Source organism: Hymenobacter glacialis, assembly GCF_001816165.1.
In the GTDB taxonomy this organism is placed as follows: Bacteria; Bacteroidota; Bacteroidia; order Cytophagales; family Hymenobacteraceae; genus Hymenobacter; species Hymenobacter glacialis.
In genome coordinates this window covers 17509-39731 of the sequence record NZ_MDZC01000055.1, presented here as the reverse complement: position 1 = coordinate 39731, position 22223 = coordinate 17509, and the positions used below count along the sequence as shown (strand labels likewise).

The 22223-nt window shown below is 60.2% G+C and carries 21 protein-coding genes; 15 read left to right on the top strand and 6 right to left on the bottom strand.

The features are described from left to right. Positions 1-13: 13 nt before the first annotated feature. The 3 genes from BEN48_RS07680 (at position 14) to BEN48_RS07670 (ending at position 2725) form a co-directional block, all read left to right on the top strand. Positions 14-1384: an MATE family efflux transporter gene (locus BEN48_RS07680; RefSeq protein ID WP_241502211.1), complete on the top strand. Its 1371-nt coding sequence runs from the start codon at positions 14-16 to the stop codon at positions 1382-1384. A gap of 355 nt (positions 1385-1739) precedes the next feature. Next, on the top strand, positions 1740-2348 hold the full coding sequence (locus BEN48_RS07675) for a DUF922 domain-containing protein (protein ID WP_070734011.1): 609 nt from the start codon (positions 1740-1742) through the stop codon (positions 2346-2348). A gap of 32 nt (positions 2349-2380) precedes the next feature. Beyond that, positions 2381-2725: a tRNA-binding protein gene (locus BEN48_RS07670; protein WP_070734010.1), complete on the top strand. Its 345-nt coding sequence runs from the start codon at positions 2381-2383 to the stop codon at positions 2723-2725. A gap of 13 nt (positions 2726-2738) precedes the next feature. On the opposite strand, the gene BEN48_RS07665 is transcribed toward BEN48_RS07670, so the two are convergent. Further along, entirely contained in the window at positions 2739-3155 is a 417-nt protein-coding gene (locus BEN48_RS07665) for a DUF4296 domain-containing protein (RefSeq protein ID WP_070734009.1), read from the bottom strand. 37 nt (positions 3156-3192) lie between these two features. Here BEN48_RS07665 and BEN48_RS07660 point away from each other — a divergent pair, with 37 nt between their 5' ends. From BEN48_RS07660 to BEN48_RS07625, 8 genes are all read left to right on the top strand, one after another. Then, a complete protein-coding gene (locus BEN48_RS07660; protein ID WP_070734008.1) occupies positions 3193-4086 on the top strand; it encodes a DUF58 domain-containing protein in 894 nt (297 codons plus the stop codon). A 2-nt stretch (positions 4087-4088) separates the two neighbouring features. Continuing rightward, complete coding sequence (locus tag BEN48_RS07655) at positions 4089-5069, top strand: hypothetical protein (RefSeq protein WP_070734007.1); 981 nt, start codon at positions 4089-4091, stop codon at positions 5067-5069. 32 nt (positions 5070-5101) lie between these two features. After that, positions 5102-6124, top strand: a complete 1023-nt coding sequence (locus BEN48_RS07650; protein WP_070734006.1) for a VWA domain-containing protein — start codon at positions 5102-5104, stop codon at positions 6122-6124. A 154-nt stretch (positions 6125-6278) separates the two neighbouring features. Then, on the top strand, positions 6279-6947 hold the full coding sequence (locus BEN48_RS07645) for a YggS family pyridoxal phosphate-dependent enzyme (RefSeq protein ID WP_070734005.1): 669 nt from the start codon (positions 6279-6281) through the stop codon (positions 6945-6947). Positions 6948-7035: 88 nt separating this feature from the next. After that, complete coding sequence (locus BEN48_RS07640; protein WP_070734004.1) at positions 7036-8202, top strand: lysophospholipid acyltransferase family protein; 1167 nt, start codon at positions 7036-7038, stop codon at positions 8200-8202. A gap of 340 nt (positions 8203-8542) precedes the next feature. Then, a complete protein-coding gene (locus tag BEN48_RS07635) occupies positions 8543-9031 on the top strand; it encodes a phasin family protein (RefSeq protein WP_070734003.1) in 489 nt (162 codons plus the stop codon). A gap of 107 nt (positions 9032-9138) precedes the next feature. Beyond that, complete coding sequence (locus BEN48_RS07630; protein ID WP_070734002.1) at positions 9139-10824, top strand: ABC1 kinase family protein; 1686 nt, start codon at positions 9139-9141, stop codon at positions 10822-10824. A gap of 156 nt (positions 10825-10980) precedes the next feature. Further along, positions 10981-13089, top strand: coding sequence for a hypothetical protein (locus tag BEN48_RS07625; RefSeq protein ID WP_070734001.1), 2109 nt, complete (start codon positions 10981-10983; stop codon positions 13087-13089). Between the two features lie 220 nt (positions 13090-13309). Here the strand turns inward: BEN48_RS07625 and BEN48_RS07620 are convergent, their stop codons facing one another. The 3 genes from BEN48_RS07620 to hppD all read right to left on the bottom strand — a co-directional run bounded on the left by BEN48_RS07620 (position 13310) and on the right by hppD (position 17071). Continuing rightward, positions 13310-13834 carry an STM3941 family protein gene (locus tag BEN48_RS07620; protein ID WP_070734000.1) on the bottom strand — a complete coding sequence of 175 codons (525 nt, stop codon included), beginning with the start codon at positions 13832-13834 and terminating at the stop codon, positions 13310-13312. 131 nt (positions 13835-13965) lie between these two features. Further along, the gene (locus BEN48_RS07615; protein ID WP_070733999.1) at positions 13966-15702 is read right to left on the bottom strand and encodes a phospho-sugar mutase; all 1737 of its coding nucleotides are present in this window, start codon (positions 15700-15702) and stop codon (positions 13966-13968) included. A 235-nt stretch (positions 15703-15937) separates the two neighbouring features. Beyond that, positions 15938-17071, bottom strand: coding sequence for a 4-hydroxyphenylpyruvate dioxygenase (hppD, locus tag BEN48_RS07610; protein ID WP_083320866.1), 1134 nt, complete (start codon positions 17069-17071; stop codon positions 15938-15940). A gap of 151 nt (positions 17072-17222) precedes the next feature. Here hppD and BEN48_RS07605 point away from each other — a divergent pair, with 151 nt between their 5' ends. From BEN48_RS07605 to BEN48_RS07595, 3 genes are all read left to right on the top strand, one after another. Further along, positions 17223-17609: a hypothetical protein gene (locus BEN48_RS07605; protein ID WP_070733997.1), complete on the top strand. Its 387-nt coding sequence runs from the start codon at positions 17223-17225 to the stop codon at positions 17607-17609. A gap of 164 nt (positions 17610-17773) precedes the next feature. Next, on the top strand, positions 17774-18139 hold the full coding sequence (locus BEN48_RS07600; RefSeq protein ID WP_070733996.1) for a DUF952 domain-containing protein: 366 nt from the start codon (positions 17774-17776) through the stop codon (positions 18137-18139). A 330-nt stretch (positions 18140-18469) separates the two neighbouring features. Continuing rightward, a complete protein-coding gene (locus BEN48_RS07595; protein ID WP_070733995.1) occupies positions 18470-19321 on the top strand; it encodes a hypothetical protein in 852 nt (283 codons plus the stop codon). A 217-nt stretch (positions 19322-19538) separates the two neighbouring features. Here BEN48_RS07595 and BEN48_RS20075 read toward each other — a convergent pair whose 3' ends face one another. Together BEN48_RS20075 and BEN48_RS07590 are read right to left on the bottom strand one after the other, a co-directional pair. Beyond that, positions 19539-19700: an ABC transporter C-terminal domain-containing protein gene (locus BEN48_RS20075; protein ID WP_317043689.1), complete on the bottom strand. Its 162-nt coding sequence runs from the start codon at positions 19698-19700 to the stop codon at positions 19539-19541. Continuing rightward, positions 19655-21454, bottom strand: coding sequence for an ABC-F family ATP-binding cassette domain-containing protein (locus BEN48_RS07590; RefSeq protein ID WP_317043688.1), 1800 nt, complete (start codon positions 21452-21454; stop codon positions 19655-19657). Before BEN48_RS07590 ends, BEN48_RS20075 begins: the two co-directional genes overlap by 46 nt. 111 nt (positions 21455-21565) lie before the next feature. Here BEN48_RS07590 and BEN48_RS18085 point away from each other — a divergent pair, with 111 nt between their 5' ends. Further along, entirely contained in the window at positions 21566-22060 is a 495-nt protein-coding gene (locus BEN48_RS18085) for an ankyrin repeat domain-containing protein (protein WP_158010123.1), read from the top strand. Positions 22061-22223: the final 163 nt, after the last annotated feature.

The window sequence follows — 22223 nt, the reverse complement described above, 5'->3', positions numbered from 1 at the left end:
TTCTGTTTTTGTGTTGAAAAATCTTCGTCCGCATCTGCGTCCAACGCTGCTGCTCGCTTACCCGGTCATGCTCTCGCAGCTGGGCCACGTGATGGTCAATTTCGTGGATTCTGTGGTGGTGGGCCATATTGGGAAGGTGCCCCTGGCGGCCGTGGGCGTGGGCGTGAGCACCACCAGCGTGCTGCTGGTGCTGGGCGTGGGCCTGAGCATGGGCAGCGTGCCCCTGGTGGCCGCTGCCGACGGCCGCCGCGACTTTCCCGAGCTCGGCCGCCTGCTGGTGGCTTCGGTGTGGACCAATGCGCTGGCCGGGCTGGTGCTGGCCGGGCTGGGCCAGCTGGTGCCCTACCTGCTGCCGTGGCTGGGCCAGCCGGCCGAGGTAGTGGTACTGGCCGGCCCTTGGGTGCAGGTCATCAGCCTGTCGCTGTTTCCGCTGATGGTGTTCCAGGGCTTCCGCGAGTTTGCCGAGGGGCTGGGGCTCACGCGGCAGGCCATGTGGCTGTCCATTCTGGGCAACGTGCTGAATGGCGTGCTGTGCTACGCGCTGGTGTACGGAGCGTGGGGAGCGCCCGAAATGGGCATGATGGGTTCGGCCTGGGCCACATTGTTTGCCCGCACCTTGATGGCGGTATTTATGGGTGCTTACGTGCTGCGGGCCAAGCGCCTGCGCGCCGAGCGCGCGGCCGTGACCAGCTGGCTGCCGGAGGGCACTACCGTGCGCCGCGTGGTGGATTTGGGCGCTCCCATTGGCGTGCAAATGGCCCTGGAAGTGGGCGCTTTTGCCACGTCGCTGCTCATGGCGGGCTGGCTGGGCGTGACCACCGAAGCGGCGCACAAAGTAGCCATCGACGTGGCCAGCATGACCTACATGGCGGCCAGCGGCATTGCGGCGGCGGCCACCATTCGGGTAGGCAACCTGCGGGGCGCAGGCAATCTGCTGGCGGCCCGGCAGGCGGGGTTTGCAGCGTATTGGCTCACGTTTGGGTTTATGGGCGTGATGGCGGTGCTGCTCATTGCCACCCGGCACGCCGTGCCCTACATCTACATCAGCGACCCGCTGGTGGTGGAGCAGGCCGCTACGCTGCTGCTGGTAGCGGCCCTGTTTCAGGTGTCCGATGGGCTGCAGGTGGTGGGCCTGGGTGCCCTGCGCGGCTTGGAAGACGTGAAGGTGCCCTCGGTGGTGGCCCTGCTGGCGTATTGGGCGGTGGCCTTGCCGCTGGGATATTTCCTGGGCTTCAAGATGGGCATGGGCGCGCCCGGTGTGTGGACCGGCCTGCTCGTGGGCCTGACCATTGTGGCGGTGGTGCTGCTGCTGCGTTTTCTGCGCGAAACCAGGCCTGAATACGCGGCGGCGCTGCCAGTTGCCGGGGAGCACGCCACGGCGTAGGAGGTCAGGTGGAAGTTTTTGGTTGTTAGGAATCTGTGCAGAAACGCCTGCAGCAAAAAAAACGCATGCTGAGCTTGTCGAAGCATCTCTACTGCTTCTTCTGTCATCCTGAGCTTGCGAACCAAAGGTCGGCGTAGCGAAGGACCTTCTCACCCAGCAACGATTCGTTCTCCGGCGAGAGGATGCTTCCTTCGTCAGCATGACAAGAGGCGTGGTAGAGATGCTTCGACAAGCTCAGCATGACGGTCTGAATATTTCTGCACGAGTGCTTATTATTGAGCAATGGAGCAATTTTTGCGCAGCCGACACTGTTCGACTTGTTAAACGTCGTTTTCCTCGCTTTTACTACCAATTCATGTTCTCGTTTCTGACTTCTTTCGTGGTGGTGGCCGCGCTGTGGCTGCAAGGCCCGGTGGCCAAGCCCGGCCAGCCGGCTGCCCCGGCCCCCGGCACTGGTACACAGCCCGCCAAGCCCGCGGCGGCTCCCATTCCGTGGTCGGCTACGCGCCGGCTCGCTATTGAAGATTTTCAGGCCCGCCCCAAGTCCTACGAGAAGCTGGCGGCCCTGACGACCACCGACATCAAAGCCGGGGCCGCGTGCCGCGACTTCGTGTTCACCGGCACGGTGCAGGCCACTTTCGACCCGGCTCTGTCGTGGTTTCGCGACCCGAAAAACTTCACGCCCCAGCTGCTGCGCCACGAGCAGCTGCACTTCGATATTACGGAGGTGTACGCCCGCATTATGCGGCAAAAGCTGGTGGTGTTTCAGGCCAAAGCAGACTGTGCCAAGCTGCAGCCGGCGTTCAACAACCTCACCAAGGGCGTGTACGCGGAGTGGGACCGGGAGCAAAACCGCTTCGATGCGGAAACCAACCACGGCCTCAACACCGTGAAGCAGGACTATTGGGAAAAGCAGACCCAGATTAAGCTCGCCCAGCTCGAAGCCTTCGCGGCACCTCAATAGCCCGCCTTGCTTCCGGGTTGCTACTTTCGGGCATGGAAACTCCCGCGCTGACCTGGACTGAGTTTGAACGCGTCGACCTGCGGGTGGGCACCATTCGGGAAGTGCATCCTTTTCCGGAGGCGCGGCGCCCGGCCTATCAGCTCCTCATTGATTTCGGCCCCGAAATCGGCCTGAAGAAATCCAGCGCCCAAATCACGCACCACTACACGCCCGCCACCCTACTGGGCCGGCAGGTAGTGGCCGTGGTCAACTTCCCGCCCAAGCAAATTGGCAAATTTCGCTCTGAAGTACTCGTGACCGGTTTTGCTGATGCCGACGGACACATTGTGCTGGCCGGAGTGCCAGGTGCCGTGCCCAACGGCAGCCGACTTATCTGAGTCGAAGTAGCGGTTATCGGTCCTGCTGCGGAATTGGGGGCGGCGGGGTTAGCAGGCCTGTTTTTGAAGGCTCCAGGCGGTTTTCGCGCGCTTTCAGGGTGTCAATCACCACTTTGTAGATATTATCCAGGTCTTTGCCGTGGATGCTGTAGTAGCGGTAGCTGCGATGGAAGGCTGAGTCTGTGACCTGCAGGTTTTTCATCACCAGCTTGTGCTGCGAGAGGTAGAGAGACCGCGACGAGTCGGGGCTTAAACGGCTGTTTTCCAGGCGCGCCTCCAGTATGTGCAGGTCGGTTAGCAGGGCTGTCATTCGCTCTTTGGGCACCAGGTCGGCGGGCTGCGGGGGCTCTTCGGGGCGCTGGCACGCGGGCAGAACCAGCAAGAGAAGGGGCAGCAGCGAGCCCAGGCAGCGGCAATGGAATGATTTCACAGTCGTAAAGTTAGTCTCAAGCCGTAGCTTCGCCGACATGAACCCCTCCGTGCCTTCGGCCCTGACTGCCCTGGTGCGCCGCCTGCGCCACCTCGAAATCCGCATTCGCAAGGCGGTGGAGGCCCAATTGCAGGGCGATTTTCACTCCGTGTTCAAGGGCACCGGGCTGGAAGTGGACGATGTGCGCCTGTACCAATACGGCGACGAGGTGCGCGCCATCGACTGGGCGGTGTCGAGCAAAGGGCACGGCACCTTTGTGAAAACCTACCGCGAGGAAAAAGAGCAGCAGGTGCTGCTGTTGCTCGACGTGAGCGGCTCGCTGGACGTGGGCGACGGCCAGCAGCGCAAGCTCGACGTGGCCCGCGACATTGCGGGCCTGCTGGCGCTCTCTGCCGCCCGCCAGGGCTCGGCGCTGGGCCTTTTTGCTTTTTCCGACCAGAAAGAGCTGTACATGCCGCCGGGCAAGGGCTCCCGGGCGGCCTACGCCCTCATTCAGCGCCTGTTTGCGCTGGAGCCGGTGTCGCGACGCACGGGCATCGGGGCGGGCATCAAGCAGGCGCTGGGCCTGCTCAAGCGCCGCAGCCTGGTGGTGCTGATTTCGGATTTTATTGACGGCAGCTACGAGCGCGAGCTCACCATGCTGGCCCAGCGCCACGACCTGATAGTGGTGCAGACGCTGGCTCCGCGCGAGCGGCAATTTCCCGCCCTGGGCATTGTGCCGCTGCGCGATACCGAAACCGGCCGGGTGCGCTGGGTCAATACGTCGGCGCCCGGTTTCCGGGCCCGGGTGGCCGCCGCCGCCGGGCAGCAGGAAAGCCAGCTCGTGAACATCTGCCGCCGCACCCGCACCGGCTTTCTGGCCCTGAGCACCGAAGGCGACTTTGTGCCGCAGCTGGTGAACCTCTTCCGGCATCGCCGCCAACAGACCTGACCGTGACGCATTCACCCGCTGTTTTTGCTCGCCGCCTGCCCCCGGCAAACCGGGCCGGCTTCGCCGTGCTGCTGGCGGTACTGCTGGTGGTGCTCGGGCCCACGGGGACCGTATGGCGGGCCGCGGCCCAGACGCCGGCGCTGCCGGTGCCCACCGGCCGGTTTTTGCAGGCCACCGTGCGCGTGGGCGATTCGCTGGACTACGAGCTGCGCTACGAGCACGCGCCCGACCTGGAAGTGGTGTTTCCGGATTCGCTGGCCGAATTCGGGCCGTTTGAGTACGTGGGCAAAACGTATTTCCCCACCCGCACCCGCCAGGGCCGCAGCCTGGACCGCGCCATTTACCACCTCCGCACGTTCCGCCTCGATTCGGTGCAGCGCCTGGCCTTGCCCGTGGCCATACTCCGGGGCGAGGACACGCTGCGCGTGGCGCCGCCCGCCAGCCAGGTGCGCCTGCGCCGCACGGCCGCGCCGCAGCCCACCGCCACCGCCCGGCCCGAACTACGCCAGAACCTGGACCTGGTGCCGGTGGAGCCCGTGTTTAACTACCCGTATTGGGTGGCCGGCGCGGTGGCCGTGCTGCTGCTGCTGGCGGGCAGCGCGGCCCTGTTTCGCCGCCCCCTTACCCGGCGCTACCAGGCGTACAAAATGCGCAAAAACCACGGCTATTTCCTGGCCCAGTTTGCCCGCCACGTCGAACGCTTCGAATTGTCGCGCTCCGCTAATAATGTGGAAAGGGCCGTGGCGCTCTGGAAAAACTACCTCGCCAGCCTCGAAAACAGCGAGCTAAGCTCCTTCACGACGCGCGAAATTGTGGCCTATTTCGCAAACGAGGTTGACGTTAGCAAAGCCCTCAGCGCCACCGATAAAGTTATTTATGGCAACCTGCAGACCGAAGATGCCGAGGAAGTAGACCAGGCTTTTCAGCGCCTGCGGGGCTTTGCCGAGCGGCGCTACGCGTCTATTACTAATCATTACCATTAGCACTTGTTTCGAAGTACAACTACCAATTTTAATTGAACGACTTTTTCACCCTTCTGCGCTATACCACCCTGGCGGGCTACCAGTGGCAGGAGCCGCGGCTGCTGCTGCTCATTGCGGCGGTGCCCCTGCTGTTTGTGCTGCGCTGGGTACTGGCCCGGCGGCGCGCTACGGTGGGGGTAGCCCTGGGGCCGGAAGCGAACCCGCGCGACTGGATGGCGGCTCTGCGGTTTTTGCCCGATGTGGTGCTGGGCCTGGCGCTCAGCTTTGCCGTGGTGGCCCTGGCCCGGCCCCAGCGCACCGACGAGCGGGTGGAGCAGTCCGGCCGTGGCATCGACATTGTGCTGGCCCTCGACGTGTCGGGCTCCATGGAAATAGAGGACCTGCGCCCCAACCGACTGGCCGCTGCCAAGCGCATTGCGGCCGATTTCCTGCGCGGCCGGGCCGGCGACCGACTGGCCCTGGTGGCGTTTGCCGGAGATGCTTATTCGCTGGCTCCCCTCACCACCGACTACGACCTGCTGCAGGAGCAGCTGGCCAGCCTGCGCTTCGGCATGATTAAGCTCGATGGCACGGCCATTGGCAGCGCCCTGGGCGTGGCCACCAACCGCCTGCGCGAGTCCACGGCCCGCTCCAAGGTGTGCATTCTGCTGTCGGACGGCGAGAGCAACGCGGGCAGCCTCGACCCCGTGCTGGCGGCAAAGCTGGCCCACGCTTACGGCATTCGCATCTACACCATCGGGCTGGGGCAGGACGGGTTTGTGCCCTACGGCAAAAACGAGCAAGGCGAAACCCGCTACGTGGACACCCGCCTCGACGAAACCACCATGCGCGAGCTGGCCGCCGCGGCGGAGGGCCAGTTCTTCCGGGCTACCGATACGGCGGGCCTGCGCGAAGTATTCAACCAGATTAACCGCCTGGAAAAGTCCGAAATTAAGCAGACCCGCTACCGCAACACCAAAGATTTTTACCTGCCCTACCTCTGGCTGTCCATCGGCCTGTGGCTGCTATGGCTGCTCTTGAAAAGTACTTTCCTGAGCAATCCGCTGGAGGACTAAATCGCTGATTGGCGTTGATTGAAATAGTTTCGTTGATGGCGAATGCCATTGGTTCTGCTAGTCGGTTCAAACACCTGTTGTTTTGCGAGGTTCTTCCATTAACATATCAGATAAAAATCATCAACGAAATCAATTCAATCAACGCCAATCAGCGATGAGCATAGCCGAGAACATCCACCGCATTGAAAACGAGCTGGCTGGCACGGCGGCTCGCCTGGTGGTAGTCACCAAAACCCACCCCGTGGAGAAGCTGGAGGAAGCCTACGCGGCAGGTGCCCGTATGTTTGGCGAAAACCGGCCCCAGGAAATGGCCGCCAAGCAGCCTCAGATGCCCGCCGACGTGGAGTGGCACCTCATTGGGCAGCTGCAAACCAACAAGGCCAAGCTGGTGGCGCCGTTTGTGCACACCGTGCAAAGCATCGACAGCCTCAAGCTGCTGCGGGAGTTGGATAAGCACGCTGCCACCCACGGCCGGGTTATCAACGGGCTGCTGCAGTTTCACATCGCGCAGGAAGAAAATAAGTCGGGCCTGTCGCTGGACGAGGCCGACGAAATTTTGGCCTCCGACGAATTCCGGCAGCTGCAACACGTGCGCCTGACCGGCGTAATGGGCGTGGCCACCTTCACCCGCGACGAGGCCCGGCTGCGGGAGGAGTTTGGGCAGCTGCGCGGGTACTTTGAGCAGCTTAAAGCCACTCATTTTGCCAATGAGCCGGCTTTTTGCGAAATATCGATGGGCATGAGCGGCGACTACGCCCTGGCCGTGACCGAGGGCAGCACGCTGGTGCGGGTGGGCAGCGCCATTTTTGGCAGCCGCGGCTAGGCAGGGCCGGGCGGCAGAGTGGGGCAGGAGGGAGCCCGGCGGCGGGTGAAATTCGCCTATCTTTCCTCCGCCTGCTGCTACTTTGCCTATGCCCCCTGCCGCTTCTTCCACGTTGCCTCCGCCCGCTATTCAGGCGAACCAGCACATTTACGACGACTATTTCCGGGAAGAATTTACGCAGACGCTGGACGAGAACCTGCTGCAGCTGCTCGACCGGGTGTGGTTTCGCTCGGAGCTGGTGGGCTTTGAGGATTTCCCGCAGCGCAACCGGCCCGACCGGCCCCTGATTTTTGCCAGCAACCACTCCGGCATGGCCTTCCCCTGGGACGCCATGGTGGCCCTCTCGCACCTGTGGCGCCACCTGCTCAAAACCCGGGGCTCGCTGCGCGACTTGCCCCGTCCGCTCTCGGCCCCCATGCTCTCGCAAACGGCCCTGATGAACCCTTACCTGGTGAAGGATTTCTGGAAGAAAAACGGCTGTGTGGACGCCACGACGCTGAATTTTGAAACCATGATGTACTACCAGGACCACAACCTGATGCTGTACCCGGAAGGCGTGCCCGGCATCGGCAAGGGGTTCAACCGCAAGTACCAGCTGCAGCGCCTGGCCACCAGCATGGTGCGCCTGAGCCTGGAGCACGGCACCGACATTGTGCCCTTCTACACCATCAACGCCGAGTACCTCAACCCCTACGCCTACAGCTTCGAGCCCATCAACCGGCTGACCAAAAAAATCGGCATCCCGTTTTTGCCGCTCACCCTGATGCTGGTGCTGGTCATTATTCAGCCGTGGGCGTTTTACCTGGCTTTTCCGGCCAAGCTCACCTTCGTGATGGGCACCCGCATCCGGCACTCCGACCTCACCACCAAAAACCGCGACGAGCTTACCCGCGAAGACTACCTGGCCATATCCGAGCAGATACGCCTGCAAATGCAGGCCGAGATGGACGTTGCCGTGCACAACCACGGCCAGAAACCCTACCGTTGGGGCGAGCTCTGGCAGCGCATCAAAGAAAACCGCCGGTTCTTTCCGTTTTTCCTGCCCTTTGCCTGGCCCGCCATGTTTGCCGAGTTTGAGCGGCTGTACGTGAAGGAGGGCCGCCGCAATTTTCGCATGCAAATCGACCGCCCCGGCGCCTGGTTGCGCATGGTGTGGCGCAACCCCATTACCCTCGCGTACTTCGTGCCCGTATTGGGCTGGATACCGCTGGCCATCAAAGGCTACCGGGGCAATAAGCTGGGCCAAAAACCATAGTTAAGACAAAGCAGAACGTCATGCTCATCTGGCGTCTGCGCCGCCTGTCGCCGAGCCCCGGCGCGCCACCCCGCGCCGCCGGGCCGCCTGAGCACACGGCTGGCGGGACTCGGCCAAAGGCAGTAGCGGGTAGGGAAGCAGCGGTTTTCAAAAATATTTCTCGCCTGGAAGGCTTTCACTCCACTTTTTACAGGAAAAAGGCGTACACTGCTCAACTATATTGCGTTGCGTGCGTAGGTTTGCAACGAAAATAGTCGGCTTGCATACTAATCTTTTGGGGCAATAGACTTTATTTCAGCTGCTTATCCGATTTCATTTTCACCCCAACCCGTTCCTCATCATGGAAGATTTGTTCAAAAAGTTCGTAAATGCCGGCGTGGGCTACATCGCGCAGGGCAGCAAGTCGGTACAAACCACCATCGAGAAGCTGGTGAAAGACAACAAGATGACCCAGGCCGAGGGCAAGAAGATTGTGGACGAGCTCATGAAAAGCGGCGAGACCAAGCGCGTGGAATTAGAGAAGCAGTTCCAGGGCCTTTCGGAGCGCATCAAGAGCACGGTGGGCTTAAGCGAAACCAAGGCTAAAGACAAGAGCGGTTCGAAGTCGTCGGCGGCCAAGAAGCCCGCTGGCAAAGCAGCCGCCAAGCCCGCCTCCAGCGTTGCCAGCAAGGCAGCCGGTGCCACCAAAAAAGCGGCCGACAAAGTGAGCAGTGCAGCGGGCACGGCCCAGAAATCGGCAGCGGCCAAAGCTGGTGCGGCCAAGAAGCCTGCCGCCAAAAAGCCCGCTGCCGCTGCCAACTCCTCAGCGGTCAACGGCGACAAGGCGTAGGTATTTTGCCTCATAAGGTTATCAGAAGCCCCGTTCGCGTCTTGTGAGCGGGGCTTTTGTTCGGGGCCGGCCACCAAAGCCGCGCCGTAGCACTACTTTCACTGCCGATGTTTAAAAACACGATTTCCAACCTTGCGCGCATCCGGCAGGTAGCGGAGGTATTGCTCCGCTATGGCTTCGAGGACGTGGTGACCACCACGCCGCTGCGCCGGCTGGTGAGCCAGGCGCGCCGCCTGAACTGGCAGCGGGCCGACCGCCAGGTGTTTGAAACCACGCGCTGGGAGCGGGTGCGCCTCATTATTGAAGAGCTGGGGCCCACTTTTATCAAGCTGGCCCAAGCCATGAGCAACCGGGCCGACCTGCTGCCCCAGGCCCTGATTGACGAGTTTGAGAAGCTGCAAAGCAACGTGCCGCCGTTTGACGTGGTGCTGGCCCGGCAGATTATTGAAGAGGAGCTGGGCTGTCCGATAACGGAGGTTTTCAGCGAGTTTGATGACGTGACGCTGGGTTCGGCCAGCATTGGGCAGGTGCACCGGGCGCGGCTGCTCACGGGCGAAGAAGTGGTGGTGAAGGTGCAGCGCCCCGGCGTGCGCGAGAAAGTGCGTTCCGACCTGGCCCTGCTGCACGAGCTGGTGCGCCTCACGGCGGGCTTCCTGCAAAAGCAGGGCCTGGCCAACCCGCAGGACGTAGTGGACGCCTTCGAGCGCAGCATGAGCAAGGAGCTGGACTACACGGCCGAGGCCCGCTCCATGGAACAGTTCCGCAAGCTCTATGCGGACTACACCTCGTTTTACATTCCCAAACCGTTCCGGGAGTTGAGTACTTCGCGTATACTGGTAATTGAGTACATAAGCGGCTGCAAAATCACCGATAAAGCGCAGCTGCAGGAATGGGGCCTGAGCCCGGGTGCCGTGGCCGAAAACGGCATGGATATTTACCTGACGCAGATTTTTGAGTTCGGGATTTTCCACGCCGACCCGCACCCCGGCAACGTGTTGGTGCAGCCCGACGGCACCATCGTGCTCATTGACTTCGGGATGGTGGGCCGGCTCACCAAGCAGCAGAAGTACGCGTTTGCGGGCGTGTTTATTGGCATGGCGCGGCAGGATGCGCGCAGCATGGCCCTCAATTTCCGGAGGCTGGCCCTCACGGCCGAAATCCCGGACATGCGCGCGTTCGAGTCCGACCTCAGCCAGCTGATTGAAGACTTCGCCACGCTCGACGTGAAGGAGATGAGCATGAGCGACCTGGCCGACGCGCTCCAAACCGTGATTTACAATTACAAATTGCAGGTGCCGGGCGCGGTGTTTCTCATCCTGCGGGCGCTGGTTATTCTGGAAGGAATTGGCAAGGTGCTGCACCCCCATTTCAACACCTTTGAGTTTGTGCGGCCCTATGGCGCCAAAATCGTGCGGGAGCAGTACTCGCGCCAAAACCTGCTCAGCGAAGCCGAATACACGGGCACGCAGCTCCTGGCATTGCTGCAAACGCTGCCCTCGGACGTGCGCCAGATTGTGCGCAAAATCAGCAAGGGCGAGCTGCGGCTGAAGTTTGAGCTAGTGGGCTACAACACGCTCATGCGCAAGGCCGACCAGCTGGTGAGCCGCACCATTCTGGCCCTGCTGAGCATGGGCGGGCTCATTTTTTCGGGCCTCACGCTGCTGGGGCGCTACTCGCCGGATATGCCGTACCGGCGCGGCGTGCCCGAAATAACCTGGTGGAGCCTGGGCGCTACTGGGTTTCTACTGCTGGTGCTGCTGCTGCTGGGCACTGCGCCTCGGAAGAAGATATGAGGTGCTCCCATTCCAGCTAAATTATATACGAAAGATTGTAGCCGGGCTTAGCATTCCCGACCTTTGCCGCACGAGGCTAAATGTCCGTCTCGGTTGTGTGGGATGGTTTTTTTGTTACGATTTCGATTTGTTTTTGCCCTTTTAGGTGTTCTGCTTTTGAGCTTTTCCCAGCGTGGGCTGGGCCAGACGGTGCCGGGTGGCGGGGCCGTGGTGCGGGAAGTGAGCCTGAAGACCGATACGGCCGTGTACCTGCTCAGCCGCAATACCGTGGACGTGCAGGGCGTGCCCGCGCAGTATTTCTGGTTTCGGCGCGACGATGAAACCGTGGAGCTGCGCCTGTACCCGGCCAGCGCCAACGCGAAACCCCTGCGCCTGCGCCGCACGCCCGACTACCAGCAGCTCGATTCGCTGACCAAAGAAGCCGACGGTGGGTTTCGGACGCGGTTGAAATTTAATAACCTGACCAATAGCCAGTTTTTGCGCCTGGTGGTGGAGCAGCCCGCCGACTCGGTGGGCCGGGAGCCGCGGCGGCAGGAAGTGGCGCTGCTGCCGCTGGCCCGCACCACGCTGGCCCTGCGCGTGCCCGAAAACGAGCTGTTTGTGGGCGAGGAAAAGGTACTTGAGCTCACCAGCTCGCATGCCCGCAACGTGCGCGCCACCGGCGAGTGGGTGCGCGGCCCCGAGTTCGACTACCGGGTGGTGGCCGAACCCGATGGCACCTTGCGCCTGCACGTGCTGCCCCACCAGCTGGGCGCCCGCACCCTGCAGGTGAAGCTGCAAACCGAGCGGCCCACCCTGCTGCCCAACGGCCGCCTGAGCTACCAGCTGCCAGTGCTGCGGCAGGAATTCAACGTGAAAGGGAGCCGGCTGCGGTTCCTCTCGCCCGACCAGCGCAGCGTGACCCTGAATGAGCTGAACCGCCGCCGGGGCATAGAGCTGATTCTGGACAACGGCCGCAGCTTCGACTTGCGGCGCACCTACCGCATTGAGGACCAGGAAGAACCCGGCGGCACGCTCATTGCCGAACTCTTCACGCGGCAGTACCTGAGCAACGACCGGGTGCTGTGCTACCTGCGTCCTTACAACACCCACCGCCAGACGGCGGGCTACCTCTACATCAAGGAAAACGACGCTGCCCGCTACATCACCAACCTCGACATCACGCCCGAAACCGTGGTGCGCAGCGTGCAGGTGCTGCACCGCGGCGGCGAATGGACCTCGAACCTGAGCGTGAGCCCCGGCGAAATGGTGGACGTGCGCCTGGAGGGCGAGGGGCTGCAGAAAGCCCGCCTCTCGTTCGAAGATTTGCCCATTGTGCCCTCCGATTCGTCGGTGCGCACCGATGCGCGGCTGGTGTACCGGGTGCTGGTGCCGGTGGGCTATGCCAAGCGCAAAAGCACCATCTACAACCTCGGGCAGCCCATTGGCCACGCCCTCATCATCAAGGAGTTTCAGCGGCCGCATCCGTTGGATTTCGTGTCGGTGGGCTACGGCGTGGCAGCCCGGCCCATCACCCGGCTGGGCGGGCCGGTGCTCTATGACGGCACCATTCGGGACGTGGTTTTTCAGTTTAATCCCAACGGCATCGACCAGGGCGAGCAGCTGTATGGCAAGCAGTTTCTGAGCTTCGAAATCCGCACGCTCAACAGCAAGGGCGAGCTCATGGAGCTGCGCACCGTGGACAACGTGGTGATTTGCCCCGGCGACAACTCGCCCCGCGCCGCCTTCTACGCCGACAAGCAGTGCCGCACCGACCCACTGAGCCTGAACACCCTGCTGGCCCGCAAAACCTACGACCTCGACGATTGGAGCCGCATTCTCGTGACGGTGAAGCACCAAACGGCGCCCTACTCAGAGCCCGGCTACACCCAAACCGTGGAAGTGGTGCTCAAGCGCCGCTACAAGTTCGACATCGACGTGAGCTTTCCGGCCGGCCTGCTCACGCGGCGGCAGGGCGAAAGCGGCTACGGCTCGTTCGGCGGCATTTCGCTGGCCACGCTGGCGCAGCTCAGCTTCTACAGCCCCGACAAAATCAACCGCCTGCGCCCCTATAAGATTGGCGCGGGCTTCGTGGCCCTCAACGCCTTCAACCTGAGCAACACCAGCAGCAACGACCGGGACTTGGGCATCGTGATTCTGGGCTCGGTGTACCCCACGCGGCGCGAGGCCAAGTTCACGTTTCCGCTGTATCTGGGCGGCGGGTATCTGCTGTCGGCCGGCAAGTGGTTTTATCTGCTAGGGCCGGGCATTGGAGTGCGGCTGTAAGGCCGAAGTAAATTATAGTTGCGGGTAATATTTGCTGGTTGAGGTGCTTTTAGCCTGTCAGTTGGCGGGTGGGGACTAACGGTTTCGGGCTTGACGAGTAAGGCGATTTTCGCCATAAATGCTGATGCGGAGGACCAAAGCTTGATTAAGCACAGATGTGTCTGCGGAGTACTAAACAGCTACTCTTGTCAAACCCGTGTTAGTTGCTGTAATTCTTTTTTCAGTTGTCAAAATATTTTCTGATTACGGCAGTCCTGTTTTCTCTTTCAGTCTTTGACATTGTCTTTATAAATTTTGTCATTGTATGTTCGTCTATTTTAAGTTGGCTCAACAATAGATTAACTTTCTGGGCTCCTATGTTTTCATTAATTTTAGCCGCCCATTTATAAAGTTTCTTCTTGATTTCGAATGTATCGTCAAGATCCAAGCAAACAAATTTTTGCTTATAAATGTCGAGCGGATAAGCGTCTTCTATTTGTTCCCATTTTATTAAATCTTGTTTCGTTGTTCTGTCCCAAATTCCGGTTTCGTTTATTATGATTTGAGGTCGTCTGTCAAATATTTGATAGAGTCCGACAGGAATACCAAGTCCAAAAAAGCAGATGCATAGCCAAGCCATTATATAGTCAGTTGAGCCGACTGGTTTTTCAATTATCGTCCAAATTCCAAATGCCACAAATGGAATTGTCAATGCAATTATTTTTAAACCTTTAAATGGCCTATTATAAAGTTTTATCTCTGTCATTACTTTGTTTGGTGCCGTCTGTTAACATAGCTACTATCATCCGTGTTGCTGCAGCTGTCACGGTAGCAAATTGCGGCAAGCATACCAAATTAGCACACTTGCCGCAACGACACACCGTTAAACTACATGAGCTACTTCAGCTGCATGTCGGCAATTATTGCCTGGATTTTCTCCTGCGCCAAACCCGTAGCCAAATCAAAATCCACCACTGATTTCAGGGGCTGCTTTACGCTGAAATAGAACTTGATTTTGGGTTCGGTGCCGCTGGGGCGGGCCGATATTTTGCTGCCGTCTTCGGTGATGAACTGGAGCACGTTGGAGCTTTCCAGGCCGGTTTCGGTGGACAGGCCGGTGCGCAGGTCGTGGATGCGGCCGGTTTTGTAGTCGCGGATTTCCACCACCTTCAGGCCGGCGATGGTCTGGGGCGGGTTGGCGCGGAGTTGGGCCATCATCTCCTGAATTTCTTCGGCGCCGCGCTGGCCTTTTTTGGTGAGGGAAATCAGGTCTTCCACGTAAAGGCCGTAGTGGGCGTACATCTGCACCATTTCCTGGTAGAGAGTGCGGCCCTGGTCTTTGGCCACGGCGGCCATTTCGGCAATCAGGGCGCAGGCCGATACCGCGTCTTTGTCGCGCACGAAGTCGCCGATGAGGAAGCCGTAGCTTTCCTCGCCGCCGCCGATGTAGGTTTCCTGGCCTTCGAGCTCGCGGATAATGCCGGCAATGTACTTGAAGCCGGTGAGCGTCTGGTAGCTCTTCACGTTGTGCTGGCGGGCAATGTCGCCGATGATTTCACTGGTCACGATGGTGTACACAATGAAGTCGCGGGGGGTGGTCTGGCCCGCGCGGTGGCGGGCACTCAGCAGGTAGTAGGTGAGCAGGGCGGCGGTTTGGTTGCCGTTGAGCAGCACCCATTCGCCCTTGTCGTTTTTCACGCCCACGCCCACGCGGTCGGCGTCGGGGTCGGTGGCCAGCACAATGTCGGCGTCCTGGGCCTGGGCCTGGTTGAGGGCCAACTGCATGGCGCTTTTCTCCTCGGGGTTGGGCGACTGCACGGTGGGGAAGTTGCCATCGGGCGTGGCCTGGGCCGCTACCACGCTCACGTTGGTGAAGCCGAACTCCCGCAGCAGCCCTGGCACCAGCGTGATGCCCGAGCCGTGAATGGGCGTGTACACAATCTTCAAATCGTGCTGGCGCTGGATGGCGGCCGGGTCGATGCTGAGCTGCTTGGCCCGGGCGAAATACAGGGCGTCAATGTTCTCCCCAACGCTAATTATTTTCGACCGGTCGGCTTCAAATTTTACTTCGCCAACGCTGGTGATTTTATTTACTTCGGCAATGATGTTGGCATCGTGCGGGGCCACTACCTGGGCACCGTCGTTCCAGTACACTTTGTAGCCGTTGTACTCCTTGGGGTTGTGCGAAGCCGTTATCACACAGCCACTTTGGCACTCCAGCTCCCGAATGGCAAACGACAATTCGGGCGTGGGACGCAGGCCGTCGAATAAATACACCACGATACCATTGGCGGAAAAAATACCGGCCGCAATCTGCGCAAATTCGGCGCTGTTGTTGCGGCTGTCGTGCGCAATGGCCACTTTGATTTCCTGGCCCGGAAAACTCTTTATTAAATAATTGCACAAGCCCTGCGTGGCCATGCCCAGCGTGTAGCGGTTCATGCGGTTGGAGCCCGGCCCCATGATGCCGCGCAGGCCGCCGGTGCCAAATTCGAGGCTGCGGTAGAAGGCGTCGGTGAGCTGGTCGTCCTGGCCGCTGGCCTGCATGTCGCGAATGGCGGCTTGGGTTTCGGCGTCGTACTCGGGCGTGAGCCAGGTGTTGATGGATTGCTGAATGGCGGGGGCGAGGGGCATAAGGCGGTGTTTTGGAGAGAAAGAAAGAACGGATGTAAAGGAAAGAGGTTGAGCGGAAAGTCAACCCACGCGCCGTAACGAGCGAGGAAAGAATAACGAAAGAACGTCATGCTGAGCGCAGCCGAAGCATCTCGCGTGCTGTAACTAATCCTTACGATTGAATTACTACCACACGCGAGATGCTTCGGCTGCGCTCAGCATGACGTTCTGGTTACGTGGCTAACTGAAGCGGATATTACAAATTGCCGCGCAACGCCTGCTCGCGCTCGATGCTTTCGAACAGGGCCTTGAAGTTGCCTTTGCCGAAGCTCTTGGCGCCTTTGCGCTGAATGATTTCGTAGAAAACGGTGGGCCGGTCTTCCACGGGCTTGGTGAAAATCTGGAGCAGGTAGCCTTCCTCGTCGCGGTCCACCAGCAGGTTCAGGTCCTTGAGGGACTGCAGGTCCTCGTCGATGGCGCCGATGCGCTCCAGCAGGTCGTCGTAGTAGGCGCCGGGCACGCTCAGGAACTCCACGCCACGGCGGCGCAGCTCGGTGACGGTGCTGCGGATATCGTTGGTGGCAATGGCGATGTGCTGCACGCCGGGCGAGTGGTAGTAGTCGAGGTATTCCTCAATCTGCGACTTCTTCTTGCCTTCGGCGGGCTCGTTGATAGGGAATTTCACGAAGCCGTTGCCGTTGGAAACCACCTTGCTCATCAGGGCCGAATACTCGGTGCTGATGTCGTCGTCATCGAATGTAATGAGCAGCTTGAAGCCCATCACGTCCTCGTAAAAGGTAATCCAGGTGTTCATTTCGCCCCAGCCCACGTTGCCCACGCAATGGTCGATGTGCAGCAGCCCCACGGGCGCGCCCTGCGGCACGAGGCTGGTTTTGGCCACGAAGCCGGGCATAAACGGGCCGGTGTAATTGTTGCGCTCCACAAAGGTGTGGATGCTTTCGCCGTAGGTGTAGATGCCGGCCATGGTTACCGAACCATGCTCATCTTCAATAGTATAGGGCTCGAAAGCCGAGCGGGCACCGCGCTTGGTGGTTTCCTCGTACGACTGGCGGGCATCGTCCACGAGCAGGGCCATCACCTTCACGCCGTCGCCGTGCTGGCGCACGTGCTCCGATATTTCGGAGTCGGGCAGGAGGGAAGTGGTGAGCACGATGCGGATTTTGCCCTGCTGCAGCACGTAGCTGGCGCGGTCGCGCAGGCCGGTTTCGGGGCCGGCGTAGGCCACCAGCTCGTAGCCGAAGGCCGCCTGGTAGTAGTAGGCCGACTGCTTGGCGTTGCCGACGTAGAATTCAACGAAGTCGGTGCCTTTGAGCGGGAGGAAGTCCTGGGCGGGCTGGGCCAGCACTTCGGGCGAGGTCATGGTATGCATGGAGGGAAGGGGAGAATGGGGGTGGGAGTGATGCGGTAAAATTACGGGTTCGGGACGAAAACAGGGGGTGCCGCCCAAAGTGCAAACCGGCAACGGCGCGTGTTTAGCAATTCATGCCCATTTTTGTGCCCAATCACCTGCCTTAGCGCCCATGAATACCGAAGAACTGAACCAAGCCCTTGTGGCCCTGATTGAAAAGAAGGCTGAGCTGCACACCCTTAAATACGACGACGCGCGCTACGACGACGTGGAAGAGGCCCTGCACGATTTGGAGGACGACTTCAACGACGAGTACGGCGAGTTCCTGGAAGCGGCCCTCGACAAGGTGCACACCGACCTCAAATCGGACACCGACGTGCTGCTGCCCACCGCCTACCTGCCCAGCACGCCCGGCTCCACGCCCTCGCCCAAAGAGGGCGTCTGGGTCGATTCGGAGAAGTACCCCGGTAAGGAAGCCCGCATCACCCTGATTCCAAGCCCCGTACGCATCATGCTCACCGTAGGCAAGCAGGTGCAGCAGGAGCTGTGGAAAGCATAAGCTGAGCGGCTTCGTAAGAGCACGAAACCAGCACGTCATGCTGAGCGGAGCCGAAGCATCTCGCGTGCAGTCACTAAATTCTATCGTTGGATTAGTGGTGGCACGCGAGATGCTTGGGCTCCGCTCAGCATGACGTTCTTTTTTTTGACTGATAGCAAACCACCATGCTCTACCGCATTGCCGAACCCGCCGACTGGCAGCAGGCCCAAACAACCGGCTTTTTCGCCAGCGCCGACCTGGCCGCTGAGGGCTTTATTCATTCTTCCGAGCAGCACCAAATTCTGGAAACAGCCAGCCGGTACTATGCCGGCCGGACCGATTTGATGCTGCTGGAATGGGATGAAGCCGCTTTGGTTGCGGCCAGCGTGCGCGTAGAGCGGGAATGGGTTGAGAGCCGGCAGCAGCACTTTGCGCACGTATTTGGGCCGGTGCCGCTGGCAGCGGTGCGCCGGATTTGGCCGTGTGCGCCCGATGCCAACGGCGCGTTTCAGCTTCCTTCCGACTTGAGTGGGGAAGTAGGAATACGGTAAAAAGCAGAGTTGTTTTTGATAACTGAAGCACCTCTTAAAGAACGTCATGCTGAGCGCCGTCGAAGTCTCTGTACCACGCCCCCTGTCATCCTGAGCGCAGCGAAGGACCTTCTCACGTTTGAGCAATTCGGTCATCGGTGATAAGGTCTTCGCTGCGCTCAGGATGACAAACGGCGTTGGGGAGGCGCTTAGATATGCTCAGCATGACGTTTTTTTTGCTTTTGATTATTTGGAGACAGCTATATCGAATAAATTACTGAGCGGCGATGCAACCCCAACTTGGGCGGCGGCATCTTCCGAAGGAAGCCTTTCTCCTGCCAATTGGTCTGTATGATGCTGCCTCCCTACCTCCGCCCGTGCTGCCTGCTGGCGCTCACTGCCCTGGCCACGGCCTGCGCCCCTACCTACGAACTGGCCCTGAAGCCCGCCCGGCCCACCGGCCTGTTTGCCAACGGCCACGAGCAGGCTCTTACCGTGGCCGACAGCGTGGAAGTGCGCCTCAGTTTTGTGTGCTACGAGCCCACGCGGGTGGTTTTCGAGGCCGAATATTTCAACCCCACGCGCCGTCCGCTCATCGTGGACCCTGCGGCGTTTCAGTACCAGGCCAGCCGCCTGCCGGCCCCTGCCGCCGCGCCCGACCAGCGCGCCAAGCGCCCCAAGCCGCTGCCCGGCGATGAGGTGACCGCCGCCGTGGCCGCCGCCAGCATGGCCCTGCCGCTGCCCCCGCTGCCGCCCCGCGAAGTGTCGGCATTTGACCCGGAGCCGGAGATAACCTCCCTGCGCGAACGCGCCGAGCGGGAAGCCGACAAAGCCGCCCGCATCGACTGGTTTGGGGTGGCCCTGAGCGTGGCCAGCATAGCTACCGACGTGGCCAGCATTGGCAAAAACGAAACCCGCTCCCAAGCCGAAAGCCGCACCGCCATTCGCGACGCGGCCGTGACCTACAGCGCCGTCTCCGCCGCCGCCAAAATCGGACACGCTGTAGCGGCTGAAGTTATGCAGCAGCGCGCCGCCAACCTGCAGGAATACGCCCTGCGCAAAGTAACCCTGCAGCCCGGCCACGAGGTGCGCGGCTACCTCTACTTCCCCCGTTACGATGCCGCCGACGCCCTGGTGGTACGCGCGCCGGTGGGCAGCACCATGGTACCGCTGGAGTTCGCGCAAAAGCGCACAAGGCGGTAGCACCAGAACGAAAAACTCCCCTCCTTTTTTAAGGAGGGGAGTTTTTGCGCAGCAAAAACGGGGGTGATGAAGTCGTTGAACGACACCCGAACAACCCAGCCGGCGCAAATAGCGCAGTCGCCTGTTCATCCATCGTTCAACGGCTCAACCACCCCCGTTCGCGCCTCTTCGGCGCTCACATCCCCTCCTTAAAAAGGGAGGGGAGTTTGACGTTCTGCTAGCCTAGTTCGGCTAGCTCCAGCCACCGTTCCTCCTTTTCGCCCAGTTCTTTTTCAACAGCTGCCAGGCGGGCACCCCAGGTGGCAAAGTCCTGCGGGCTGCCGGCACCGCCGTTCAGCTTGCTGGTGATGTCCTCTTTTTCGGTTTCCAGCGTCGCCATGGCTTTTTCGAGCTGCTCGTATTCCTTTTTCTCGGCGAAGGTGCGCGGCGCTTTTGGGGCGAAGCAGCTACTGCTGTGCTCACTGCCACGGGGGCAGCCAGCTTGGCGGCGGCGCGGGCGGCTTTGGCGGCTTTTTCTTCTTCGAGAATAGCGGCTTCGGCTTCGCGCTCTTCGAGGTACTCGCGGTAGTCGGTGTAGTTGCCGGGGAAGTTGAGGACGGCCCCGCCGGGCTCGAGCACGAAGAGGTGTTCGGCGAGGTGGTCGAGGAAGTACCGGTCGTGGCTCACGATGAGCAGGCAGCCGGTGAAGTGCAGCAGGAAGTCTTCCAGAATGTTGAGCGTGCCCAGGTCCAGGTCGTTGGTGGGCTCGTCAAGAATGAGGAAGTTGGGGTTTTTGATGAGCACGCGCAGCAATTGCAGGCGGCGCTTCTCGCCGCCGCTCAGCTTGTTTACCAGCGTGTATTGCTGGGCGGGCGGGAACAGGAACAGGTTGAGGAACTGGCTGGCGGTGAGCACGTCGCCGTTGGCCAGCTCCACCACTTCGGCCACTTCCTTCACGATGTCGATGACGCGCTGGGTGGGGTCGAATTCCAGCTCGGTCTGGGTGTAGTAGCCGAACACGGTGTTGGTGCCCACTTCCAGGGTGCCGCTGTCGGGCGCGAGCTTGCCGGTGAGCATGTTGAGCAGCGTGGATTTGCCCGCGCCGTTGGGGCCGACGAGACCAATCCGGTCCTTCTTTTTGAAGACGTAGCTGAAATCGTCGAGCACCACGTTGTCGCCGAATTTCTTGTTCAGGCTGTCGGCTTCGATGATTTTGCCGCCCTGGCGGGTGGTTTTCACGCTCAGCTCAATCTGCTGCTTGTTGAGGTTGGTGCTGGCCTTTTCCTTGGTGACGTAGAAGGCGTCGATGCGGGCTTTCTGCTTGGTGCCGCGGGCCTGAGGCATGCGGCGCATCCAGTCGAGCTCCTTTTTGAAGAGCTGGCGGGCCTTCTCCACTTCCACGGTTTCGCGCATTTCGCGGTCGGCCTTTTTCTCCACGAAATAGGCGTAGTTGCCCTGGTAGCGGTACATCTGGCCCTTGTCGAGCTCCACGATTTCATTGGCCACTTTGTCGAGGAAGTACCGGTCGTGGGTCACCATCAGCAGGGTGAGGCTGGGCGAGTTCAGGCGGTTTTCGAGCCACTCGATGGTGGCCAGGTCGAGGTGGTTGGTGGGCTCGTCGAGCAGCAGCACGTCGGGCTCTTCGATGAGGACGCGGGCCAGTGCCACGCGCTTGCGCTGCCCGCCCGAGAGCTGGCTCACGTTGCGTGTGAGCAGCTCGCCGAGGATGCCGAGCTTGCCCAGAATCTGCTGCACCTGGGCTTCGTAGTCCCAGGCGTTGAGGGCGTCCATGCGTTCGAGCACGCGCTGGAGGTCGTCGGACTTGTGGTCGGGGTCGTTCACCACGTGCTCGTACTCCTGGATGGCCTTGAGCGTGTCGTTCTGGCTGGCATAGAGGACTTCTTCCACGCTCAGGCTTTCGTCGAACACAGGGTTCTGGCCCAGGTAGGTGACGCGGATGCCCTTGCGGGAGCTCACCAAGCCGGTATCGGGGTTTTCGAGGCCGGCCAGCACACGCATGAGCGTGGTTTTGCCGGTGCCGTTGATGCCCACAAAAGCAATGCGCTGCCCTTGTTGCAGGCCGAAGTTGAGGTTTTGAAACAGCCAGCGGTCGGCGTAATTCTTCGAGATGTTCTCGGCGGATAACAGATTCATAGGCCGCAAAGGTACGGCCGAGGCGGGCGGGGTTGGTAGATGCCTCGCAGAAGCGCGACAGCCACTATTATTACAGTAGATAATTATTATCGACCTTTTAACGAATTGAATATGCCATCCAAGACCCCTGGACAACGTTTATCAGATGAGGCTATTCGTGCAATGCACCAAAAGGATTTTGACGTACTTGAATCATTGCTTACTCCCTATACAGTCGATTTGAAGGATGGAAGTGGTAGAGCGTTACTTTCTAAGATGGTCGTATTTGGGGATGCACACATGATTGAATGGATGCTCGCCAAACAACCTTCATTGGATATTTCAGACAATAATGGTTGGACCGCATTACACTTCGCCGCGCAATCCCATGATGTTGAGGTAGCCAAAAAGCTACTTCGTGCCGGGGCTACAGTTGATACCCAAGATTCTTATGGCAATACGCCATTGTGGCGAGCAACTTTTGAATCACGCGGTAGAGGTGAGATGATAAAATTCTTGCTTGCAAACGGGGCTAATGCCACTTTGAAAAACCATAGCGGCAGCAGTCCTTTAGAACTAGCCAATACAATTGCCAATTTTGATGTGAAGCAATTCTTCCCGGTGTAGTTACTCAGGGGCTTCTGGCTTCCTTGACTGGGAGCTTCTGTTGCCCCTTCAGCGGCCCCCGACACGGCCCGTCGCGGCGGGGGGGCGGAGAAAAGACCTGCATTCTATCAGGATTCCAACTTCCGGCTTACATCTGGCAACTCGCGTGGCTGATGCCACTGCT